The following is a 22,381-nucleotide window of genomic DNA, read 5'->3' on the forward strand; positions in this document are numbered from 1 at the left end:
ATGAACAAACTTTTAGCCCTGGGAGTGATGTGTCTGGTGGCGGCTGGCAGTGCTTTTGCCCAGCAGCGGCCTCAGTACACACAATATACCTTGAATAATTACCTCGCTAACCCCGCCATCACGGGTATAGAGGATTACGCGGACCTGAAACTGGGCACGCGCCACCAATGGTCGGGGCTGGAGGGAGCGCCGCAGTCCTACTATGTAACGTTGCACATGCCGATCAACAAGCCCTCCAGCGGCGGCGCATACCAGGGCAGGCGCACTGGCGGACTGGCCAAGGAGGCAAGTATGAAACCCTCGAACATATACCGCAGGTCCCGCTCGCACCATGGGTTTGGTTTAATGGCGATGTCTACGGAGACGGGGCCGCTGAAGCGCGGCAGCGTGTCGGCCAGCTATGCTTACCACCAGCCCATCACACGCACCCTGAAGGTGTCGGCGGGTGTGCAACCGGGCATCATCCAGTACAGCCTGGACCCTGCGAAGGTGAAGCTGGCCAACAACAGCCTCCACGACCCCGCCATCTACGACGGTCGGGCCAACGAGGTGAAGTTCGACCTGAGCATGGGGCTGTGGCTTTACTCGCGCAACTTTTACGCAGGGGTGGCCGGGGCGCAGCTGGTGCCCAGCAAGCGCCAGCTCCTCACCGACAACACCCCATCCGACAACGACGGCGCACTGCAGCAGCACTACTACGTCACGGGTGGCTACCGCCTGGATGTGGCCCCCTACATTTCGCTAATCCCATCGGTGATGGTGAAAATGGCGCAGCCCAGCCCCGCGTCGGTGGATGCCACGATGAAGGTTGTTTATGGCGATAGGCTCTGGGCCGGCGTTACGTACCGCCACGAAGAGTCGGTGGCGGCCATGGCGGGCATCAACATCAGCCACCTGCTGGATCTGGCTTACTCTTACGACGCCACCACCTCCCCGCTGGGGCAGGCTAGCGCCGGAAGCCACGAGGTGGTGCTTGGGTTTAAGCTGCGCAACACACGCAAGGTCATTTGCCCGGAATGGGCCTGGTAGATATTAAATAATGGTTTAGTTTGAGAGTACAGAAACGGGGTAGCTATTTTAGCTGCCCTTTTCTTTTTAGGCTGATGGCAAAGTATAAAAAAAGTCTCTGCCCGGCTCCTCCCCCACTTCCAACGCCCTACGCGATACGTATCACAAACAGAAAAGGGCTGACAGGTAAAATACCAATCAGCCCTCTCCTACAGCTTTAACTTTATACTTGTCTAGATCTGCTCCGCCTCAAAACCGGCCTTCTGCACCGTGTTCTTGATCGTCTCAGCATTGGCAGAATCTGCTTTTACTTCCAGTACCTTGTCTGGGTTTTCGGTGTCCACTTTCCACTCCTGCACGCCTTCCAGCTTGTTCAGGTGTGGGGTTACAGCTTTTACACAGTTTCCGCAGTTGATGTTGGTCTTGAATTTATAGGTTTCCATACTAATTCTTATTTATTGATTTAACATATTAATTACACTTTACACTTGTAAAGGCAGCGGTGCGAGTTGAAAGTTCACACCACCGAAGTATAAGTTCTATACTCTCTAACGTTTATAATTTCTTGGCTCGCAGCCTCAGGCTGTTGGTCACCACCGATACCGAACTCAGGGCCATGGCCGCGCCCGCGATCATCGGGCTCAGTAGGAAGCCAGTGAACGGAAACAGCACACCCGCTGCCACCGGAATACAGATCACGTTGTAGAAGAAGGCCCAGAACAGGTTCTGGTGGATCGTCTGCACCGTGGCCCGCGACAGTTTCACGGCTTTGGCTACCTGCGTCAGGTCGGAGCGCATGAGCGTGATGCCGGCCACTTCCATGGCAATATCTGTGCCCTGCCCCATGGCTATACTTACGTCGGCAGTGGCAAGGGCTTGTGCATCGTTTATACCGTCGCCCACCATGGCCACTACCTTGCCTTCACCTTGCAGTTTTTTCACAAAATCAGATTTGTCCGTTGCCAGGAGCTCCGCCTGGAAATGATCGATGCCCACTTGCCTGGCTACGGCCTCGGCGGTTTGCCTGTTATCGCCTGTGAGCATGTATACTTCTAGCCCCGCCTCGTGCAGGGCTTTGATGCCTTCGGCGGCGGCAGGCTTAATCGGGTCGCTTACGGCAAACACGGCCAGCGCCTGTTCCGAGTTGGCAAAGAAGATAGCGGTCTTAGCATCCTCCTGCAGTTGCCGCGCCGCCTGCAGCAAGTGCTCCGGCAGCTGTACGTCCTGCTGACGTAGCAGCTTCTCATTTCCGGCCAGGTAGCGGGTGCCGTCAAAAGTGGCCTCAATCCCCAAACCCGTCAGACTGTTGAATGTATCCGGCTGCACGGCCTGCTGCCCCTGCTCCTTGTAGAAAGTATAAATCGCCTGGGCGATGGGGTGCTCCGACTGTGCCTCCATGGAGAAGAACAGGGTTTCGAGTTGCGCCTGCTCCGGCGTATCCTGCGCCCATACCACATCCGTCACAGAGGGCTTGCCCAGGGTGATGGTACCGGTCTTGTCAAGTATAACAGCGTTCACCTTATGCGCGTGCTCCAGGCTCTCAGCGTCTTTAATCAGAATGCCGTTCTCGGCACCACGTCCCACGCCCACCATAATCGCCGTGGGCGTAGCCAGGCCCAACGCACACGGACAGGCAATAACGAGCACCGAGATAGTAGAGAGCAGCGCCTCGGTCAGGTAAGCCTCGCCCCCGAACACCAGCCAGGCGGCAAAGGTAAGCAGGGCGATCACCAGCACGATAGGTACAAAGATACCTGCGATCTTATCCACCAGCTTCTGCACCGGGGCTTTGCTGCCCTGCGCCTCCTGCACCAGTCTGATGATGTGGGCCAGCATGGTTTCGCCACCTGTTTTCTGCGCAATCAGTTGCACACTGCCCTTCTGGTTAATGGTACCGGCATAAAGCAGATCGCCCGGATTCTTCTGTACCGGCAGCGGCTCCCCGCTCAGCATACTTTCATCCACATACGTTGTACCGGAGGCTACCTCTCCATCCACGGGCACGCGCTCACCAGGCAGCAGCACGACGCGGTCCCCTAGCTGTACTTCCTCAATCTTCAGCTCCATCTCGGTGCCGCTGCGCAGCACCCGCACGGTTTTGGGCTGCAGGCCCATCAGCTTTTTAATAGCCGATGAGCTGCGGTCCTTGGCGCCCTCCTCCAGGTACTTGCCCAGAAGTATAAACGCGATAATCACAGCCACCGCCTCGAAGTAGACGTGCGGCATCAGCCCCCTATCCAGGAAGAACTCCGGGTAAACCGTGTTGAAAACGCTGAAAATAAAAGCAATGCCCGTGCTCAGCGCCACCAGCGTGTCCATGTTGGCGCGGCCGTGCTTGGCCTGTGCCCAGGCGCCGGTGAAAAAGCGCTGCCCCGCCCATAGCAAAATCGGCGTGGTAAGTATGAGCATGGCCCAGTTGCCCCAGGCGAAGGTGTCGTGGAAGAACATGCCCAGTACAAACACCGGAAAAGCCAGCACGCCGGCGATGATGGTTTTGCGCTTCAGGGCAGCCAGTGCGTTTGCCTGCCGCTCCTCCAACTCTTCCTGTGTGGTATCCTCGATCAGGATATCAAAGCCGATCTCCTTCACGGTCTCGCGCAGTTGGGCCGGGTTTACTTCACTCTCGTCGTAGGCCACCTGCAGGGTCTTGCCAGCAAAGTTCACGTTTGCCTCTGCCACTCCCTCGCGTGCATTCAGCATACTTTGTATACTGTTGGCGCAGGAGGCACAGGTCATGCCCTCTACCGGAAAGGTGGCTTTGGTAAGCTTTCTATCTTTTACAGTTGCCATTTCTTTCATCATTATATCTGTTACAAACATACGCCTTCCAACCCGCCGTTGTGTTACACAATTCTTGCGAAGCCTTGCAAGTTTTCACGCTTTCCGCTTCTGCCTGTTTAAACCTGCACCCACGGACAAGTTGTACTTAAAAAAGTATGGCCACTGTAAAATGGCCTAACACCAATTATACTCCTCGGAGAAAAATAATCAATAATATATGTTTATAGGAATTGGCCTTGCAATCCCTTTATATATCCTTATTTTTAAAAGTTGAATATTTCTTGCAGATATTTAATACAAGACACCTTTAGCACTACTGACGAAGACAGGTTATTTGGAAGTGAAGGATACACAACAGGAGTATAATCGCGTTATACGGTATATTGGTATTTCTTTCCTGAGCATGCTGGCTGCCGTGCTGCTGGTTTGCGCGTTCTTTTATATACAGACCAGGGAGGTCCAGGGCAAGTATACGTCCAGCATGCAACACTCCTACCAACGGCTGGACCTGGTAAACAAACTCTTCCAGAACAAGGAACGAACGCAGGCTTTAGTGAGAGCCCACATTACGGCTGAAAGCAAGGCTGAGAAAGACAGCTTGCGGGGTGAACTTTCTCAGGCCTACAAAGCCAATGAGGCTACCATTCAGGAACTGCATCAGTTGCTGGAAGGGCGCGGGCACCTGCAGATTCTTCATAACCTGAGTACCGACCTGAAAAGCTATCACACCCACGTGGACAGCCTCCTCCGGCTATCCAATAATAGGCAAAGGGCGGCAGCGCTAGGTTATGAGGTTACCCAGCTGGCACCCTTTTACGCCCAACACCAGGCCCATCTCATTAGCCTCAACAACGAGCTGACCAACGCGGCGCGCGCCTATACCAATCAATTTTCCCCCGCCTTCTCGAACCTGGTGGATGATTACACTCTCCTGCTGCTGCTGGTAGTGCCGTTCATACTTTGGGCCTCCTTTGCCTTTAACCAGATAACAAAGCGCCTGCAGCACGAAAACCAACGCCTCAACAAAGAGATAAAGGAGCGGGAGGCGCTGCAGCAGAACCTGAGGTTCACCCAGCGACACTTCAAGCGCCTCTTCGAGCAGAACCCGATCCCGATGTTCGTGTATGATCAGCATACGTTCAGATTTCTGGAAGTGAATGAGGCTGCGGTACAGGAGTATGGGTTCACGCAGGAGGAGTTTCTGCAGCTTACCGTTTTCGACATCCTGCCCGAGGAGGAAAAGGAGGCGGTCAGAAACCGCATCAGCCGCATGGACAAAGCTGCTGACGATAACAACGTGGGGGTGAAGCACATGCGCAAGGATGGCTCCGTATTCCGGGTTTTGCTGCGGTCTCATGCGTTCAAGGCAAAGAAAGGCGTGTACCCACGGCTCGTTACCTCTGAGAACATACAGAAGCAGGAGGAGTTTATTGCGACCCTGGCAAAGAGCGAGAAGCAGCTGCGTGAGGTAAGCTCCAGCATACCGGGCGCCGTGTACCAATTCCAGGTGGAGGGGGGAAGCAAAATGACCTTCCCGTTTGTGAGCGATGGCATAACAGGCCTTTTTGGCGTGACGCCGGAGGAAGTATACAGCAACCCGAACGTTCTTTTCGAAGCCGTGCACCCACATGACCTGGACGAGGTGGGGCAAAGTATAGCCGCCGCCACCGCAAGCTTTCTCCCCTGGGTACAGGACCTGCGCATCTGGAACAAAGCCAGGCGGAAGTGGACCTGGATTCGCGGCCACGGCCTGCCTTCCTCCAACAAAGACGGCATCATGCTCTACAACGGCACTTTCATCGATATAACAGACCAGAAAGAGGCACAGGAGAAGCTGGTGGCCAGTGAGGCGAACCTGCGCGCCCTGCTCGACAGCTCGCCCCAGGCCATTTACCTGCTGGACAAGGATCTGAACGTACTGCTTTATAACGCCGTGGCCGCCGAGGAGGTGAGGAAGCTGGCGCTAAAGGAACTGCAACCGGGCCAGAACATGCTGGACCTTACCACTGAGGAAGAGAGGGCAACCCTGATCGAAAGCCACGCGCGGGCGCTGCAAGGCAAGCCAACACAGTACGAAACCGGTTGCGGTGAGCTGTGGTTTGAGGTAGCCTTCCGCCCGGTGCTCACCCATGACCGGCAGGTTATCTCCGTGGCCCTGAGTATTCACGATATCTCCGAGCAGCGGAACATCATCAGTGCCATTAAGAACAGCGAGGCGCAGCTGGCACGCGCGCAGAACCTGGCCAGGATCGGCAGCTGGGAGTATGACCTGCTGCGCGACAGCCTGAGCATCTCTGACAACCTGTACACCATCTACGGCGTCTCCCCTGAGTCCTTCTCAGTCACGTTTAACAGCCTGCAGGCCTTTTTCCACCCCGAAGACAGGGACAGTGCGCTGCAGGACTACGAGCGCATGCTGGAGGAGAAAACGATCGTATCCACGGAGCACCGCATCCGGCTGCGGGATGGCTCTGAGAAATACCTGCACCAGACCATGGAGCCCCTGCTGAACTATGAGGGCCAGGTAGTCAAAGTGCTCGGCACTACCCAGGACATAACCGAGCACAAGGCAAGGGAGCAGGAGATCAGCGAGGCCAAGGACCGCTTCCAGTCTACGATTGAGAACATCCCGGAAATCATACTTTCTGCCGATGCACAAATGCGTGTTTCCTACATCAGCCCGCAATGTGGCGAGATAACGGGCTACACCGAGAAAGACTTTACGCAGCAGCACCTGTGGCCGGAGGTAGTGCATAAAGATGATCTGCCTTTGCTGCAGGAGCGGCTGCAGGAGGAGGTGCAGCAGGGCAAGAAGACACAGCAGGAGATACGCATCATCACCCGCGACGGCAGGCAGAAGTGGGTGCTGCTGCGGATGTCGCCCATGCTAGGCAAGAACCGGGAAGTGCTGCGCATCGACGTCTCGGCGGCAGACATTACCGACCGCAAGCAGGAGGAAGCCAAGCGCACCCTGCTCACGGAGCAGCTGCAGGTGCAGAACCAGAACCTGCAGCAGTTCGCCTACATCGTGTCGCACAACCTGCGTGCGCCCATCGCCAACATCATGGGCCTTACCAGCATCTACGACCGCGCGCGGCCGGAGGCGGACTTGAACAAGCACATTATAGACAACCTGGGCCAGTCGGCGCGGCACCTGGACAACACCATCCGCGACCTGAACCATATCCTGACCGTGCGCGGCCAGATTCTGAATGTTTCGGAGCAGGTTTGCTTCGAGGAACTGCTCCAGGACATCCTCAAAAGTATATCCATCGAGCTGGAAAGCACCCAGGCCATCGTTGCATACGATTTCAGCCACGCCCCCTCCATCCTATCGCTGAGGAGCTACATCCATAGTGTTTTCCAAAACCTGCTGACGAACGCGCTGAAGTACCGGGATCCGCAGCGGAAGCCTGAGATTTGTATAAGAACTTATAAACAAAAGGATTATATTTGCATCGAAATCTCCGACAATGGACTGGGGATTGATCTTTCAAAGGTAAAAGGCAAGCTTTTCGGCCTCTACAAACGCTTTCATCAGCACATTGAGGGCAGGGGCCTGGGGTTGCACCTTGTAAAAACCCAGGTGGATCTACTGGGCGGTAAAATTGAGGTAGACAGCCGGGTAGGTGAAGGCACTACGTTTAAGATCTATATATAAATCAGGCTTAGGGAATGGATATGCTAAAAAAGGTGGTTCTTATTGATGATGATCAGATCAACAACTTTGTGTGCGAGACGATCATCAGAAGTGAAAACTTTGCGGAGCGGGTAATGAGCTTTGAGTGGGCGGAGGATGCGCTGAACAACCTGAAACAGGTGGCAGTGCAGAATCCGGAGGAGTTTCCCGACCTTATCTTCCTGGATATAAATATGCCGGGCATGGATGGCTGGCGGTTTCTGGAGGAGTACAGGAAACTGCCGGAGCAGGCCACCAAAAAGTGCAGCCTTTTCATGCTATCCTCGGCAGTGGACAGAGAAGACATTATCTGCGCCAAAACACATGCCGAGGTACGGGACTTCTTCTCCAAGCCGCTCTCCCCGGAGATCCTGAACCTGATCCGGGAGGATTATATTTCCTAGCCTCCTGCCACCGCAAATTATACTTGGCCACTGTGATAACAGTGGCTTTTTTATGCCTCTCCCCTATCCTTCCGGCTACTCATCCGTACACTGAATAACTCACAAACTACTATATACCATAATATAAATATTAGAATATTAAATTTAACATTCCTGAATATATTTAATATTTATAATAAATAATACACAACATATCTGTTTTCGGGTGCGTAATGTTAAATAACTTCCAGAGGCGCTATATAGCTATATTGCAGCTTTCGTGGGAGTCTTAACTTAACTTATAATTTAGCTTACTATCCCTATGAAAAACGTTTTACTAGTTATTGCCGCTTTCCTTATCAGTACCGCATCCTTTGCCCAGTCACCCTTTAAATTGAGCCGGGAGGCCGAAGAGCGCTGCACCCAGATTACCCGCGCCATGGCGCAGGAGCTTCGCCTGAACGAGCTTGGCTACATTAAACTGAAGGAGCTGAACCGCGAGCGCATGCTTGCCACGCAGGAGATCCTGAGCAACCACAGCAACGACACACACCTTTTGGAGCAGAAACTGGAAGAGCTGGCCGCCTCCTACGACCAGAACGTAACCTCCTTCCTGAACTCTAACCAACTGCAGGCCTACGCCAACTATAAAAACCAGCCGGCACCTTCCGGCCGATTTGTGGCCGTAACCAACGAGGAGTAAACCCGCAACACCCCAAGATGAAGAAGGCCGCCACACCTGTCGGCCTTCTTCGAACGGAATAGCTTTAAAAGCAGGAGGGGGAGCCGATATCGGCTCCCCCTCCTGCTTTTAAAGTATGGCCGAGCTTACCTGCGGCTGTAATCGGCGTCGTCAGGTCTTTTCTCGTCCTCCCCCAGCGGCTGGTCGCCGCGGCGGATTCCGGCCACATCATCGTCCATGCCCGTATCGCTGCCCTCGAACTCGAAGCCCGGTCCCTGCGCGGTGGCCTCATGGTTTTTGGGGTCGTTGGCGCCGTAACCGGTGGTTTCGTTTCCACCAATGTGCAGGTTCTTGAGTTTGTCTTTCTGGCCGGCCCGCTCGGTATATCCCTCTGGTCCTATATTCCTTTTGGCCGACGGATCGGGGTTATTGCCCATACTTACGCGCTTGTTGTAATCGCTGTGCACGTTTTTCTCTTCCGAGGGAGCCTTCTTTTTATCTTCTTCTCTATTGTTCATCGTTGAAGTCTGGTTAGTTACACACAGGTATACGCTGCATTGTATGGCTGGTTGGCTGCCCCACACTCATACTTTACATAATGTAGCAACCGAATACTGCCGCAATAAGTCTTTTTCCTATGGCACCGGCGCATTGTGTTGCAAGGGTGCCTTGCCAAAGTATAAGCATTCAGCACCAGGCTGATCCAGACGAAGTATAAGTATAAGTATAAGTATAAACTGCGGCAAGTATGGGCTGTTCCTTTATCTTTGCCTAAAGTTAGCCTGGATGGCACCTCTCCTGCCTGAAAAGCGTTAGCAAGACATTAACCCACAAAGAGCAACGCATGAAGCTTTCCAAGATTTACGACCCGCGGGAGATGAACTCTTACCAGTTTGTGGCCACCACCGGCCTGGTGATGACCATTTTGGCCAACTTAATTCTGCTGCTGCTGGGCAAGACCGTGGAGAACTTTAACGCGCTGTATATCTGCTGGCTATTGTTCTTCACCCTCGGCACCATCGCTAACTTCAACAGCAAGCCCGGCGGCGACGATCACCACCATCATTAACAGCGCTACTGCCTCAGAAACTGCAGCAACTCCCTGTGGAACCGCTCTGTGGCCTCCAGGTGCGGAATGTGGCCCACTTTTTCCAGCTCTACCAGTTTAGCTCCGGGTATAGCCTTCGCCGTTTGCTTGCCGAGCTGCGGATACTGGCCATGCTCCTTTAGCTTTTGCTTGTCTTCAATAAAGCCTTTGCCCACAATCGTGCGGTCCTCCTGCCCAATCAAAACAAGCGTAGGCGCCTTTACCTGCCCGAATTCATACACCACCGGCTGCTGATAGATCATGTCATAAGTCAGCGCCGACACTTTGGCAACCTTCGGAAAATCGGGATGGCTGATCTGGGCGGCCGGCACCTGCACCCACTCCTCGTAGGCGGGCTTCCAGGAAGTATAGTAGGTCTGGTGATAGTTTTTAATGGCCTCCGCCGTCTGCTTCTGCTCCGACTGGTACAGCTCCTGCAGGTTCTTGTAAGGCACGAACACACGGTAATCCTCCAGGCCGATCGGGTTCTCCAGCACCAGCTTCGTCGTCAGACCGGGGTACATCAGCGCGAAGCGCGTAGCCACCATGCCACCCATCGAGTGGCCCACCACCGCCACCTGCTTTATCCCTAGCTGCTGCAAAAGCCGCTGCGTGTTCTGGGCCAGCTGGTGGAAAGTATAATGTATCTCCGGCTTATCCGATTTCCCGAAGCCAAGCTGATCCGGCACTATCACCCTGAACCCGTTCTCCGACAGGAACTGGATCGTCTGCCGCCAGTAGGCACCCATAAAGTTCTTACCATGCAGGAGCAGCACCGTCTGCGGGTTCTGCACCTTTTTAGCCGGGGCCACATCCATATAAGCCATTTTATACTTCTGTCCCTCTACCTCCGCCTCAAAATACTTTACCTCATGCGGGTAGTTGTACCCATCCAGGGTGGCGTTGAGGGAGGCGGGTACTTGTTGTGCCTGCACGGCCCAGGCAAAGGCCAGCATGCTTAGCAGCAGTAAGGGTAGACGTTTCATGGGAAAGCGTTTTGTACAGTTTGCTTAACTACTTCAACGGATAATTGTTCCGGAATCGTCGGATCGCGGAGTAGCAACTGATGTGGAAGTATGATTATGAGGCCCGGGTAGCGTTTTCAGCAGCCGCCAGTCGCTTTCCAACGCCCTGATGAAAAACTCCTCCAAAAAATTCCCCTTACGAGAAAGCGTCTTAAGCAGAAGATAGCATCTGCCTTTACAGGAAGCCCGTTGCCAGGTTTGGTAGCGGGCTTTTTTAGTTTTCAGGACACTTGTTATACCTGGCGCTGCTCTACGGCCTGCCGGAAAGTATAAAAAAGCCCACCGCAGCTGCGGTGGGCCTTGTATAAATTACTAAACACTAAACTTTATTTTTATACCTAAAAGGTAAATCCAACGGATGCCTTGATAACCCGGTTAAAGGTGTCGAAGTTGTTTCTGCTGTCGATGGAGCTGAGGCCGTAGTCGTAGCCGGCGCTGATGTTGAGGCCGCTGGCAAACTTATAGCCCAAACCGCCTGTCACGGCCACATCCAGCTCTCTGAAACCACTCTTCATGTCCCACTCCTGGTTCAGGGCCTTGAACCCAAAGGCGCCCGCCTCAGCCGATACTTTGTTAGACAACAGGTAGGACACCTGCGGACCAGCGAAAATATGGAAACCCTCGCCTACGTATACTTTGGCCAGCACAGGCAGGTCCAGGTACTCGGCTTTGTTGGTCAGGGTCACGTTTGCGTTCACGAAATCGAACTGCTCCAGCGGAATCCTGCCCCGCAGCACCATCCCTTTCTGGGAGTACTGCAGCCCCGGCTCAATCTCGAAGCCAGGGGCTACCGGTATGCTCAGGTAAGTGCCCACATGAAAGCCGGTGCGCATCTCGCGGCTGGCATACCCCGCCGACATGTCGATCAGGTCCTGCACGCTCTGCATGGTCTCGCCCTCCCAGTCGGCCAGGTTCACGCCGGCCCTGATGCCAAAACGGAGCTGGCCGGGGTTGTTATAAGTTGCTTGCTTGTTGTATCGAACAGGCTGCTGCTGGGCCTCAGCGCTCACGGCGGCCAGCCCCATAGCTACAGCTATAAGTAGAAAAATCCTTTTCATGGTAGTAGTGGTTAAGTTTCCTCATTCTTTTCCGGTAAGCTGGCCTGCTTAATTCGGTTGAATGAAAGAACCGTGCCAAAAGGGAACTTTTATACTGCACCCTGTATCACACAGAGCATAAACGATTATAAATCAATAATTTAAAATTTTATACTTCCTATACTTACCGCTTCTTAAGGAATGAGAAAGTATAAATATGCGCTGTTAAAAGCTGGTAAATGCGTAGCTTTGCCCCCTCAACTTGAAGCCGAGAACAGAGATGAAAGACAGAACGCAGGTGCGCCTGAAGCAACTGGCCGTGCACCGGGTGGGAAACAAAGCAAAGGAGGAAGGTGTGGTGGCCAGCCGGGAACTGGTGGACCTGCGCGACGAGCAGCTCTACGACCTGCTGGTGAACTATTTCCTGACGCCATTTAAGCAGGAGGAGTTTTTCCGCTTCACCCATACCTCGGATGTGGCCCTGAACGAGATGTTCGCCTACTCAGCCCTGATCTTTGCCGAGCCGCACAACTTCCACGAGTACTCGGTGCACATCCTGAATCACCTCTACCAGCAGTCGGACCATCCCAAGGTAAAGAGCGGCGAGCTGTACGTGGTGCACTTTGAGGGCTGTGTGATGGAGGAAGAGGTGGTGGACGCGATCGGTATTTTTAAATCAGAGAATAAGGACACGTTCCTGACTTTCCAGGATGAGGCGGATGACCTGAACGTGAACTACCACTTCGGCGTGAACCTGAAGGGCGTGGACAAAGGCTGCATGATCTACAACACGCAGGCCGAGGACGGCTTTCGGGTGAAGCTGGTGGATGCCAACAGCTACGATGCGGTTTTCTGGAAGGATGATTTCCTGAACGTGGCCGAACTGCAGGATACGAACTACAACACCAAAACCGTTCTAAACCTGTGCAAGGATTTCTCGGAGGAGGTGTTTGCCCGCACCGAGAGCAAAAAGGCACAGGTAGACTTCATCAGCCGCTCCGTGGACTACTTCTCCAAGAGCGAGACCTTTGACCTGGAGGAGTTCACCAGCAGCGTGATTGACGAGCCGGAGACGAAGGAGCGCTTTAAAGACTACAGCCAGGCCTTTGCCGAGGAGCGCGACATAGAGGGCTTCACCGACTTTGCTATCAACAAGAATACGGTGCGCAACATGAAACGCAAGTTCCGCAACTTCATCAAGCTCGACACGCAGATCGAGATCAAGTTCAGCGGCTACAACCCGGAGCAGAGCGAGCAGTACGTGGAGCGCGGTTTTGACCAGGAACGGGGCATGCACTTCTACAAAGTATACTTTTACAGCGAGAGCTAGCTGAAACTATAGTCAGCCGAAAGCTGTTTTATACTTCTTGTTAGAACCGGAACGATAATTGCCTGTATCAGCAGGATTAAAAACGACAAAAAAGTATGAAGAAGATTGTCTTTGCCATCGCTTTTGCCCTGGCCGCCCCGGCTGCCTTTGCGCAGGCCCAGCAACCACAGGCCAGGGCAGCACAAGCCCAGCCCAGCCTGGAGCAGCGCGCCGAGGCCATCACCACCGGCTTTGCCAAAAACCTGCGTCTTTCGCCGCAGCAAACGCAGAAAGTATATACCATCAACCTCACCAGCCTTAAAAACGCGGAGGAGGCCAAGGTAAAGTATAAAAGCAACCCCAAAAAGCTGGTGGGCCAGATGGACATGATCAGCCAGACGCGCCTCTCGCAGCTGAAGGACGTGCTGACGCCGCAGCAGTTCCAGCAGTACCAGCAGCGGCGCGAGGAAAAAATGGGCGTGCCGAGCCAGATGCAGAGCAACCCGGCGGCAAGGCAGCAGAACGGCGCTTACCAGGACAGTTACTAACACCCGAAGCATGGCCCCACGCCATGCTTTTTTTATTGCCGTTCCCCATCCCTCACTTCCTATCCTACCTTTAAATCCCTTCACCACCCCTACGCTTCCGTCCGTCCTCTAAATCGTTGCCTTTAAAATCTATTGCCCGAATCCGCTAACCATTTTTGCCTGAATCAGAATATAAAGGTATAATTTACAGCCCATTAGCCGGATAGACAGAAAACATTCCTCAGGTTATTACTTAGCACAGATGGAAACGAGAGAGAAAGAGAAGGTAACTCTTGTGAAGGAGAACAGTGACTATACGATCAAAGTATATCTGTCGCTTTCGCTGCTCACCCTGCATTGCAAACGCCATATGGGGAGTGAGGAGGTGCGGCAGACCTGTATGGCCCTGCTGGAAATTGTTGACGCGTACAAAGTAAAGTACCTGATGAGCAATGCGCGCGCCCTGCACTACCTTAGCATGGAGGACGCCAACTGGGTTTGGAATCACACCCTGACCGCCCTAAGGGCATCTACCATACTTAAATGGGCCCGTGTGGAGGGCCCCGCCTCTATGGTGGAGCTTAACTCGCTGCAGGTAAGGAGAAGGCTGGAAGCAGAGGGGGTTAAGGCAAGTGAGTTGCAGTTCGAGTCGTTCGTGGAGGAGGAGAGCGCCCTGCACTGGCTCCTGGACAACGATGCGTGAGTTTTTATACTTTTATACTTTACCCGGCTCCCATCGCCCCTGATGCCAGGCTTACATCCTGTGCCATGCCTGCCTGCGCTGGTTGCTCCTGCTGCAGGCTTCTCCGCTGGTGCTCGGTTACCACCGCCCCCGGTGGTTTGTAAAGTATGAGAAACCGCTCCTTCCAGCTGTTGGTGTGCTTCATATCCTGCCAAATGTCCATCCATTCATGAAACACCAGGTATACCGGGTTAAAAGAGGTGACAGGTTTGGTGAGGCCATACTTTACCTGCTCCCGCTCCGGCTCAAAGGTACCGAACATCCTGTCCCAGATGATGAAGGTGGAGCCATAGTTCTTATCGATGTAGCCGGGGTTGGAGCCGTGGTGCACCCGGTGGTGCGAGGGCGTCACGAACAGGTACTCGATGGGTTTGGGGAGCCTGCGCACCAGTTCGGTGTGCACGAAAAACTGGTATAGCACCGCCACCTGGTGGCAGATAAAGAAGGTGAACGGGTCGAAGCCCAGCAGGGGCACGGGTATGAAGAAGATGAACTTGATGTGCTGCGTCCAGCCTGTGCGGAACGACACGGAGAAGTTCATGCGCTCCGAGGAGTGGTGCGTGACGTGGGTGGCCCACCAGAACCGCTGCTCGTGCGCCACCCGGTGCGCCCAGTAGCGGCAGAGATCAATGGCTACAAAGCACACGATAAATGCCCACCACGCCCGTGGCATGGCCCACGGCACCTTGTTGTAGATCACCAGGGCAACCCCGAAAAGCCACAGCTTCAGTAGCGCCCCCAGCATAGCGTTCACGGCCCCGATGGTCAGCGCCGACACAAACTCTGTTTTATGGTAGGTGTTCCGGTTTTTGTAGAGGCCGTACAGCCACTCTCCTACCACCGAGAGCACGATCACCGGGGCGGCATAGTGCATAATGGTAAGCTCGTCCAGCCGCTGAAGTTCCTCAAACGTGTATAACTCTTTCTCCATACAAAAGGGGGCCAGAAACTGGTGTAGCCTTTTAAAACGGGCAAAGACGGAAAGAGTTAAGCCCGCTACCACGCTTGCAAGTATAAAGTTGCTGGTGTTGGTTCTGTGGGGTAATATTCAGGGCAGCTGCATCGGCACTATTTGCCGGGGACTTCGTAAATTGGGGCAAAAATCACGTCATGCGCATCCGAAAGAAAGTAAAAGCTACCATACCCGCACAAGGCTCCCGCTTTGCCGCCCTCGACACGTTTGTAAAAGCCGCCGAAAAGGAGAACTGGACGGAGCAGGAAATTCAGTTTGTAATCAACGAGGTGGTAGAGGCGAAAGATGACAAGGAGGGGTTCGAGATTTTAAAGGATTATACTTTGTAAGAGCAGCTATACTTATAATTCCCGCTGTCTTGCGCAGGACTTCATACTTGTGGCGTATAATAAAGTCGGGTTCGTAACTCGGCCGCTTAATACTGCGCTATACTTCAGCTATAGTTTATAATTGCTGATTTATACTTGCCTCAGCCTCTACTTTTATACTTGAGCTATATTTCATACTCACTGGCGCAAGCGTCCGCTTGTGCCTCTCTTAGCCCCTGCTTCCTGCAAACTGAGACAAGCTATACTTGCTAGCTACTGCAGATCCTCAGTCTTACTTACCAATCATTTCATTTCCTGCTTTGGCTCCCTCCAGCCCGGGAGGGCTCGTCTTCCCGCATCGCGCTGTGTTCCCTTCCTTTGCTCCTACGTCGCAATACCTCACTTGCGTTCGGCACCGGAATCTCACAAGGCGCTCAACGGGAAGACTGGGTATCAGTTCGATAGCTACGGCTAATATTGTCATCTCGACCTTCGGGAGAGATCTCTATAGAATTCTGGATAGATCTCTCGCCCTGCTCGAGATGACAATAAAGTATAACATGTAATGAATTCCCCTCCTCGGAGGGGTTGGAGTGGGTTTTACTTTGTAGGGATAGGTAGCGACCTGTCCACCCAACGGCAGCAACTATGAAACTCATACCTCAGCCAAAACAGCTAAAGAAACTCCCCTCCTTGGATAAGGAGGGGTAGGGGTGGTTGGATTCGGTACTGCAGAACTCCCTCCCCTGTTTTGGGGTAGGGCCCCTCGATAAAAGGGAAGGTTGGGGCGGGATGAAAGCAGAGGTGGTTGGACATATTAGCATGCAAACGTCCCAAACATAAAATCGGCAGCCACTCTACGAGCAGCTGCCGCTTTACTTTTATACTTTATACTTTACCCTACGCCTGCTCCTCCACCGGCTGCAGTTGCAGTTCCTGCTGGTGTTGCTGCAGCACCTGGATGATAAAGCCGATGTGCTCCTTCAGGTCCACGCCGAACATCTCGGCGCCCAGCCTTACCTCTTCCCGGTCCACGGAGGCGGCAAAGCTTTTCTGGCCCAGCTTCTTTAGCACCGATTTTGCTTCCAGTCCCTGCAGCCTGGTTGGCCGCACCTGGGCGCAGGCTACCACAAACCCGGTTACCTCGTCGCATGCCAACAGCGCCTTGTCCAGCAGCGCGTTATATGGCACGCCCCACTTGGTGTAATGCGCCGAGATGGCATGGGCAATTTCCTCCTCGCCCCGCTCGCGCAGCTGACTCACGATCACGCTCGGGTGCTGATCGGGGTAAGCTTCGTAATCCGCATCGTGCAGCAGGCCGGTTATCCCCCACTGTTCCTCGTCTTCTCCCAGTTTGGCGGCGTAGGCACGCATGACTAGTTCTACGGTGCGGGCGTGGCGCAGCAGGCTGTCGCTTTTGGTCATGCTTTCCAGTAGGGCTCTGGCTTCCTGGTGTGTTATCATCGCTCTTTATACTTGATTTCTGAAAATCCTAAAATAACGATTATCCCACAAGCGCCAAAACCATGATCATACTTCTGGAAGCGAAACCCACACTTCAGGGCTTAATCCAGCCGGGCAATCTGCACGTTTCTCCACTTGCCGTAGTCCTTGTCGTGCTTTCCTACCAAAATATCAATCTGCCGGTGCATGCGCTTGTTCATGATGTCGCGCACAATATACAGCCCGTCAAGCTCATCGGAAATACCGGTTACCCACAGGGAGTCACCAAATTGCATCTCACCGCCCCACCTGCTATGCAAGTCGCGCGATACGGCAATCCAGCGGTGTTTTTTGGGGTTTCTGGGGTTGATGCGCGAGCCGTCGGCGGTGATGAGGGGCGTGCTGTCTGTTTGGCCTGGCTCGGGATGGTATATGGAGGCAGAAACGGTAATCGTGGGGGTTGGTTCGGGAAGTGCTGCCAGTTCATCGGCCTGTGCCTCTGTTTCCAGTGGGGGCCATTCAAGGGGCTTTTTGGGCAGCGTTTCTTCGACTTTCAAAGCGGAGGATTCAGCTTCAAAGAAGGATAATTCTTCAGCCAGTGCTATAACAACATAGAACACGGCCGCGAGTATTTTAACCCTAAACATATGCAGTCCTTTTCGTGAAACATCGATTTTCTAATAACAACCCGCTTAAACGACGCTTTGAAGCAAGGGTTTTGCAATGTTGCAGGAAAAGTATGGGAGGGCCAATTTAGGGCAAAATCAATGTCGTTAGATTTATCATATATAAACTTAATTTAAAACAAAATGCTGGTTATACTTTACCCTCTCCGCCTGAGCGACAACACACCTGTTCCTAAAGCTGATACAAGTATAACCAAGAGCCGCAGTTGCTGCCTTCCCTTGGTGGCGCTACAGTAGAAACCAAGCCGCAGAAGTACAGGGTCGTTTATTTTTTCCGGAGGTATTTCTCGTAGACAATGTAACCGATAAAGGCCGCCAGGCTGACGACGGAAACCCAGATCAGTCCGTTCTTGAGGCGCTCGTTGTTTTCGCCGAGCCAGGCAAGAAGTATGGTGAGCGGCACAATGCCCGCCAGCGTGGCTCCCATGAACTTAAAATAGCCCATCCCGGCCAAGCCTGCCACTAAACTGACAGCATCGTTAGAGAGGAAAGGAGAAATACGCGCAATAATGATGGCCCAGATACCATACTTATCCATGAAGCCCGCTACCTTCTGCTGCGATTTTTGCCCGATCAGCTTGCTTACGCCTGTCTCGCCCATGCCACGCCCAATCCAATAGCCCACCGTTGAGGCCACCGCTACGGCGGATACGGCAATGACAGAGCCCCATACGGGCCCGTAGGCGATTATGGCCACCAGCATCAGCGCCACCACGTTTATCACCAACAGAAACATCTGGGCAACCATGGCCGCCACGATAAAGAACGGGCCCCAGAAACCGAACTGGCTCACCCATTCCGAAATGCGGTTATTGTCGCCGCTCGTGAGCACCTCCCAACTGGTATCAACCCCCGCCTGAAATCCCGGGAAAACAAAGTATGAGGCCACCAAAGCACCAATCAGCAAGGCTGTGACAACCAGCGGCCACTTGCTTTGCTTCACCTCCTCCTGTTGCTGTTGCTGCGCCGCGCCATCCTGGTGCCGGTCAAAAAGCGCCGGATCCAGGTGCCTCTGGCCTTCCTTTACCCGGTCGTGGTGCCGCTTTATGTCTTTCTGTTCTTCGCTCATACATTTGCCCTTGGCTTCGTCTGTACCTTAGACGCACCTGCAGCCTCCTTGGTTGACATTTTTACCGAGAAACTGGCTGCATCGAACGTATAGGTGTAGACTTGAGGAACGCTGTCTGGCCGTACGCTGTAGCTGATGAACATGTGCTGGTAGTGGCGCCCCACGGTGCTGCTAACGTGCCGCTGCACCACATCCGGCTCCAGGGGCCGGTTTATACTTGGCGCCGGCTCGCCCCCGCCAAAGGCAATGGCCGCCACAAGTCCACTCAGCAAGCCCGCCACATGCCCCTCCCACGACACCCGTTCCTCCCCCGGAAACAAACCGTAGAACAGGCCGCTGTACAGAAACAGCACCGCCAGCGACACGGCCATGGCGCCCCGGTTCTGGCGCAGGAACCCGTTGAAGAGCAGGAAGCCCGCCAGGCCATACACCAGCCCGCTCGCCCCGATGTGGTACGCCTGCCGCCCGATGAGCCAGGTCAGCAGCCCGCTGAGCAGGTACACCAGCACAATAACCTTTAGCGCCACCCTGCGGTGCATGTAAAGGATGAGCCCCGAGAGCAGCACCAGCGGAAAGGTGTTGGAGAGCAGGTGCAGCAGTCCCCCATGGATAAGCGGACCGAAGAGAACGCCCACCAGCCCCAGGATATTTCGCGGAAGAATGCCCAGAAAGGCCAGATCGGCCCCGGTGAGGTAACTGAGCAGGGCCACAAGCCAGATGAGCGCCGCAAACAGCAAGCCCGGCAGAAAACTGTAGCCAAAATGAGGCGCATCCTCCGCTAAAGTATGTGCATGGTCTGTTGGGGAGAAAAAGGACATAGGCCAACGTGCGTTTCCTTAAAGATAAGCCAAAATGAACAAAAACCGCTTCGGTATACTTTATCCTATAAGCATTCTTTATCGTAGACAGACAGTTACGGTCCCAAGCAAAGGTATATCAGTTACCCGGTTACAGCCCTGCCGGCACCAGGCAGAGGCAAGAAAGTACAAATCGGTGCGTTATTCAGAGTATCATGCAAAGTATCCTACACAAAGCGAACCCCCTTATATCCTGCCGTTTATGGTTGCTGCCCCTGCTGGCCATCCTCCTGTGCTCCTGCGAGGGCTCCGATGCGCAGCGCAGGAGCTTTTCGGAAGAGCAGCGGCAGTTTTACCCGGTGGAGCGCCCCGCCGCCTATCACCGCCCCTCCTCGCTCATCGCCGCGCTGGAGGACAGTTCCTCGTACTGGGTGGATTCTGTTTTCAATACCCTCACACCCGAGGAGCGTATCGCGCAGCTGATCATCATCGAGGCCTTCTCCAACAAGGGAGCAAAGTATGAGGCCGATGTCATGCGCCTGATCAAAGAGTATAAAGTAGGCGGTATCATCTTCTTCCAGGGCGGCCCGGTGCGGCAGGCAAGGCTCACCAACAAGTACCAGGCGGCCTCCAAAGTGCCCTTGTGGATTTCGATGGATGCCGAAACGGGCGTGGGCATGCGCCTGGACTCAGCAGTGGAGTACCCTTCGCAGCAGATGCTGGGCGCCCTAACCGACAACGACCTGATCTACCGCATGGGCGTGGAAGTGGCGCAGGAGTTTAAGCGGCTGGGCATGCACATCAACTTCGCACCGGTGGCCGACGTGAACAACAACCCCCGGAACCCGGTCATCAGCTACCGCTCCTTCGGGGAGGACAAGTATGAGGTGGCCGCCAAAAGCATCGCCTACATGCAGGGCATGCAGGACGGCGGCATTATGGCCGTTGCCAAGCACTTCCCCGGCCACGGCGACACGGATGTGGACTCGCATTACGACCTGCCGGTTATCAATTTCGGGCGCGAACGCCTGGACTCGCTGGAGCTGTACCCGTTCCGGGAGCTGATAAAGCACGGCTTGGGCGGCATGATGGTGGCCCACATGCACATCCCGCAGCTCGACCCGGCCAAGAACGTGCCCTCCACCCTTTCCGAACCCATCGTGACCGGCCTGCTCAAGCAGGAGCTCAACTACAAAGGCCTGATCTTTACCGATGCCATGGTGATGAAAGGCGTAACGAAATATTTTGAGCCAGGTGAGGCGGAGGCCCGCGCCCTGATGGCCGGCAACGACGTGCTGGAGCGCCTGAACAGTGTGCCCAAAGCCATCAGGGCCGTGCAAGAGGCGATCGAGAACGGCGACCTGACGCAGGAGGAGATTGACAGGCGCTGCAAGCGGGTGCTGGCGGCCAAGCAGTGGCTGGGGCTGGACAAGTATAAACCGGTGCAGTTGGAGAACCTCTACGAGGACCTGAACCCGCCCATTGCCGACCTCATCAATAAAAACATTGCCGACAACGCCATTACGCTGCTCAACAACAGGAAGAAGATGCTCCCGCTGCAGCAGACACCGCGCATGTCTATCGCCACCCTATCGGTGGGGGCCAGCCGCGTGACGGCTTTTCAGCGGCAGGTGAAGCACCACGCTACCGAAACCGACGATTTTTTCATCTCCCGGAAAGCTGATGCGCGGGAAACCAGGAAAATGTGGAAGCAGCTGAAGAAGTACGATGTGGTGCTGGTGGCGCTCTACGGGCCAAGTATGCAACCGGGCAATAACTTGGGTTACTCTAAGGATGCCACTAAACTGGTGCAGCAGCTGGCAAAGTCGAACAAGGCCGTGGTCACGCTATTTAATAATGCCTATACCTTAAACCAGTTCCCGGACATCGAGAACAGCAGGGCACTGCTGGTAGGTTACCAGGGATACTTCCATGCGCAGGCGGCCGCGGCCGAGGTGATCTTCGGCAAGGTGCCCGCCCGGGGCAAGCTGGCTGTCACCGTGAACAAGCATTATACTTTCGGCGACGGCATTTACCTCAATAAACCCTTTATGGCAGGCCCTTCGGCGCCTTAAGCATCCTGAGCCGGCAAGTTTCGTACTATAGCTACACAACAAAATCCATAAGAAACATGCTGATGAAAAAGGCCCATCATACCCTTAAAATAACATTTATACTTTGTGTTGCCACCCTGCTCTGGCGTTGCGACGGCCGCCGGGAGGTGGAGGGCGATGAGACGGTGGTTGCCACCACGGAGGAGGGCGACACCGCCACGGTAGTAAAATCGGGGGAGACGGCGGAGCAGGAACTCGATGAGTTCAGGGGCTGGATGAACAAGCAGGCCGAGAAGGGGGATACCGCCATCCGCAGAGAGTGGCCAGAGGTAAAAGAGGAGCTGCGCCGCCGCAACGCCCAGCTGGAGAGCAGGTTCGACAGCCTTTCTGAAAAATCAAAGGCAGAGTACAGAGACCTGCAGCAACGCTACCAAAGCTGGGAAGAGCGCCAGGAACGCCGCATGCAGCAGCCGCTGGATGCCAGGAAAGTAACGACTTGGCAGGAACAGCTCCTCCGTGAGTACGATGACCTGGCACAACTGCAGCCTTCCCAGATGCGCGAGGCATACCTGACCTTTATGGGCACCGTACGCACCAAACGCAAAAACTGGACCCAAGGCGACTGGGACTATGTGGACCATGTATACGGCAAACTGAACGTGCGCCGAGGCCAGTTGGAGAGCCAGATCAGCACGTCCGATAAGCTTAAGATACGTACCCTGCAGGCAGAATATTTAACGCTGGAAGGTGCTGCCGATACCAAGGATATGCTCCGGAACGTGGAGGAGTAG

General features: G+C 54.3%; 21 protein-coding genes. 11 read left to right on the forward strand and 10 right to left on the reverse strand.

What is annotated here, in order from left to right:
• Nucleotides 1–1,029: a PorP/SprF family type IX secretion system membrane protein gene (locus A3841_RS19355; RefSeq protein ID WP_073855053.1), complete on the forward strand. Its 1,029-nt coding sequence runs from the start codon at nucleotides 1–3 to the stop codon at nucleotides 1,027–1,029.
• A 212-nt stretch (nucleotides 1,030–1,241) separates the two neighbouring features.
• Here the strand turns inward: A3841_RS19355 and A3841_RS19360 are convergent, their stop codons facing one another.
• A complete protein-coding gene (locus tag A3841_RS19360) occupies nucleotides 1,242–1,451 on the reverse strand; it encodes a heavy-metal-associated domain-containing protein (protein ID WP_073855055.1) in 210 nt (69 codons plus the stop codon).
• 112 nt (nucleotides 1,452–1,563) lie between these two features.
• Complete coding sequence (locus A3841_RS19365; protein WP_083610461.1) at nucleotides 1,564–3,798, reverse strand: heavy metal translocating P-type ATPase; 2,235 nt, start codon at nucleotides 3,796–3,798, stop codon at nucleotides 1,564–1,566.
• A gap of 331 nt (nucleotides 3,799–4,129) precedes the next feature.
• On the opposite strand from A3841_RS19365, the gene A3841_RS19370 reads away from it, so the two are divergent.
• The 3 genes from A3841_RS19370 (at nucleotide 4,130) to A3841_RS19380 (ending at nucleotide 8,554) form a co-directional block, all read left to right on the forward strand.
• Nucleotides 4,130–7,450 (forward strand): PAS domain S-box protein, encoded by a 3,321-nt coding sequence (locus tag A3841_RS19370; RefSeq protein WP_139308025.1) that lies wholly within the window; start codon nucleotides 4,130–4,132, stop codon nucleotides 7,448–7,450.
• Between the two features lie 14 nt (nucleotides 7,451–7,464).
• Entirely contained in the window at nucleotides 7,465–7,872 is a 408-nt protein-coding gene (locus A3841_RS19375) for a response regulator (RefSeq protein ID WP_073855059.1), read from the forward strand.
• Nucleotides 7,873–8,173: 301 nt separating this feature from the next.
• On the forward strand, nucleotides 8,174–8,554 hold the full coding sequence (locus A3841_RS19380) for a hypothetical protein (protein ID WP_073855063.1): 381 nt from the start codon (nucleotides 8,174–8,176) through the stop codon (nucleotides 8,552–8,554).
• A gap of 125 nt (nucleotides 8,555–8,679) precedes the next feature.
• Here the strand turns inward: A3841_RS19380 and A3841_RS19385 are convergent, their stop codons facing one another.
• The gene (locus tag A3841_RS19385) at nucleotides 8,680–9,051 is read right to left on the reverse strand and encodes a hypothetical protein (RefSeq protein WP_073855065.1); all 372 of its coding nucleotides are present in this window, start codon (nucleotides 9,049–9,051) and stop codon (nucleotides 8,680–8,682) included.
• Between the two features lie 326 nt (nucleotides 9,052–9,377).
• Between A3841_RS19385 and A3841_RS19390 the strand changes: the two genes are divergently transcribed.
• Complete coding sequence (locus A3841_RS19390; protein WP_073855068.1) at nucleotides 9,378–9,602, forward strand: hypothetical protein; 225 nt, start codon at nucleotides 9,378–9,380, stop codon at nucleotides 9,600–9,602.
• Nucleotides 9,603–9,607: 5 nt separating this feature from the next.
• Here A3841_RS19390 and A3841_RS19395 read toward each other — a convergent pair whose 3' ends face one another.
• Both A3841_RS19395 and A3841_RS19400 read right to left on the reverse strand, forming a co-directional pair.
• Nucleotides 9,608–10,606 (reverse strand): alpha/beta fold hydrolase, encoded by a 999-nt coding sequence (locus A3841_RS19395; protein WP_073855070.1) that lies wholly within the window; start codon nucleotides 10,604–10,606, stop codon nucleotides 9,608–9,610.
• Nucleotides 10,607–10,983: 377 nt separating this feature from the next.
• Nucleotides 10,984–11,703 carry a porin family protein gene (locus tag A3841_RS19400; protein WP_073855072.1) on the reverse strand — a complete coding sequence of 240 codons (720 nt, stop codon included), beginning with the start codon at nucleotides 11,701–11,703 and terminating at the stop codon, nucleotides 10,984–10,986.
• Between the two features lie 241 nt (nucleotides 11,704–11,944).
• Between A3841_RS19400 and A3841_RS19405 the strand changes: the two genes are divergently transcribed.
• From A3841_RS19405 to A3841_RS19415, 3 genes are all read left to right on the forward strand, one after another.
• Nucleotides 11,945–13,012, forward strand: a complete 1,068-nt coding sequence (locus tag A3841_RS19405) for a nucleoid-associated protein (protein ID WP_235861514.1) — start codon at nucleotides 11,945–11,947, stop codon at nucleotides 13,010–13,012.
• 95 nt (nucleotides 13,013–13,107) lie between these two features.
• Complete coding sequence (locus A3841_RS19410; RefSeq protein WP_073855076.1) at nucleotides 13,108–13,539, forward strand: hypothetical protein; 432 nt, start codon at nucleotides 13,108–13,110, stop codon at nucleotides 13,537–13,539.
• A gap of 241 nt (nucleotides 13,540–13,780) precedes the next feature.
• Complete coding sequence (locus tag A3841_RS19415) at nucleotides 13,781–14,221, forward strand: hypothetical protein (protein ID WP_073855078.1); 441 nt, start codon at nucleotides 13,781–13,783, stop codon at nucleotides 14,219–14,221.
• A gap of 19 nt (nucleotides 14,222–14,240) precedes the next feature.
• On the opposite strand, the gene A3841_RS19420 is transcribed toward A3841_RS19415, so the two are convergent.
• Complete coding sequence (locus A3841_RS19420) at nucleotides 14,241–15,191, reverse strand: sterol desaturase family protein (RefSeq protein ID WP_073855080.1); 951 nt, start codon at nucleotides 15,189–15,191, stop codon at nucleotides 14,241–14,243.
• 179 nt (nucleotides 15,192–15,370) lie between these two features.
• On the opposite strand from A3841_RS19420, the gene A3841_RS19425 reads away from it, so the two are divergent.
• A complete protein-coding gene (locus A3841_RS19425; RefSeq protein WP_073855083.1) occupies nucleotides 15,371–15,562 on the forward strand; it encodes a hypothetical protein in 192 nt (63 codons plus the stop codon).
• A gap of 879 nt (nucleotides 15,563–16,441) precedes the next feature.
• Here A3841_RS19425 and A3841_RS19430 read toward each other — a convergent pair.
• From A3841_RS19430 to A3841_RS19445, 4 genes are all read right to left on the reverse strand, one after another.
• On the reverse strand, nucleotides 16,442–17,005 hold the full coding sequence (locus A3841_RS19430; RefSeq protein WP_073855085.1) for an HD domain-containing protein: 564 nt from the start codon (nucleotides 17,003–17,005) through the stop codon (nucleotides 16,442–16,444).
• 101 nt (nucleotides 17,006–17,106) lie between these two features.
• Nucleotides 17,107–17,541, reverse strand: a complete 435-nt coding sequence (locus tag A3841_RS20125; RefSeq protein WP_206073117.1) for an RlpA-like double-psi beta-barrel domain-containing protein — start codon at nucleotides 17,539–17,541, stop codon at nucleotides 17,107–17,109.
• A 394-nt stretch (nucleotides 17,542–17,935) separates the two neighbouring features.
• Entirely contained in the window at nucleotides 17,936–18,739 is an 804-nt protein-coding gene (locus tag A3841_RS19440) for a TVP38/TMEM64 family protein (protein WP_083610453.1), read from the reverse strand.
• Nucleotides 18,736–19,557 carry a rhomboid family intramembrane serine protease gene (locus tag A3841_RS19445; protein WP_073855089.1) on the reverse strand — a complete coding sequence of 274 codons (822 nt, stop codon included), beginning with the start codon at nucleotides 19,555–19,557 and terminating at the stop codon, nucleotides 18,736–18,738. The genes A3841_RS19440 and A3841_RS19445 overlap by 4 nt, the downstream gene beginning before the upstream one ends.
• A 194-nt stretch (nucleotides 19,558–19,751) precedes the next feature.
• On the opposite strand from A3841_RS19445, the gene A3841_RS19450 reads away from it, so the two are divergent.
• Nucleotides 19,752–21,611 carry a glycoside hydrolase family 3 protein gene (locus tag A3841_RS19450; protein WP_073855091.1) on the forward strand — a complete coding sequence of 620 codons (1,860 nt, stop codon included), beginning with the start codon at nucleotides 19,752–19,754 and terminating at the stop codon, nucleotides 21,609–21,611.
• Nucleotides 21,612–21,667: 56 nt separating this feature from the next.
• Entirely contained in the window at nucleotides 21,668–22,381 is a 714-nt protein-coding gene (locus tag A3841_RS19455) for a hypothetical protein (RefSeq protein ID WP_073855093.1), read from the forward strand.

This window comes from Pontibacter flavimaris (genome assembly GCF_001907195.1).
GTDB classification, from domain to species: Bacteria; Bacteroidota; Bacteroidia; order Cytophagales; family Hymenobacteraceae; genus Pontibacter; species Pontibacter flavimaris.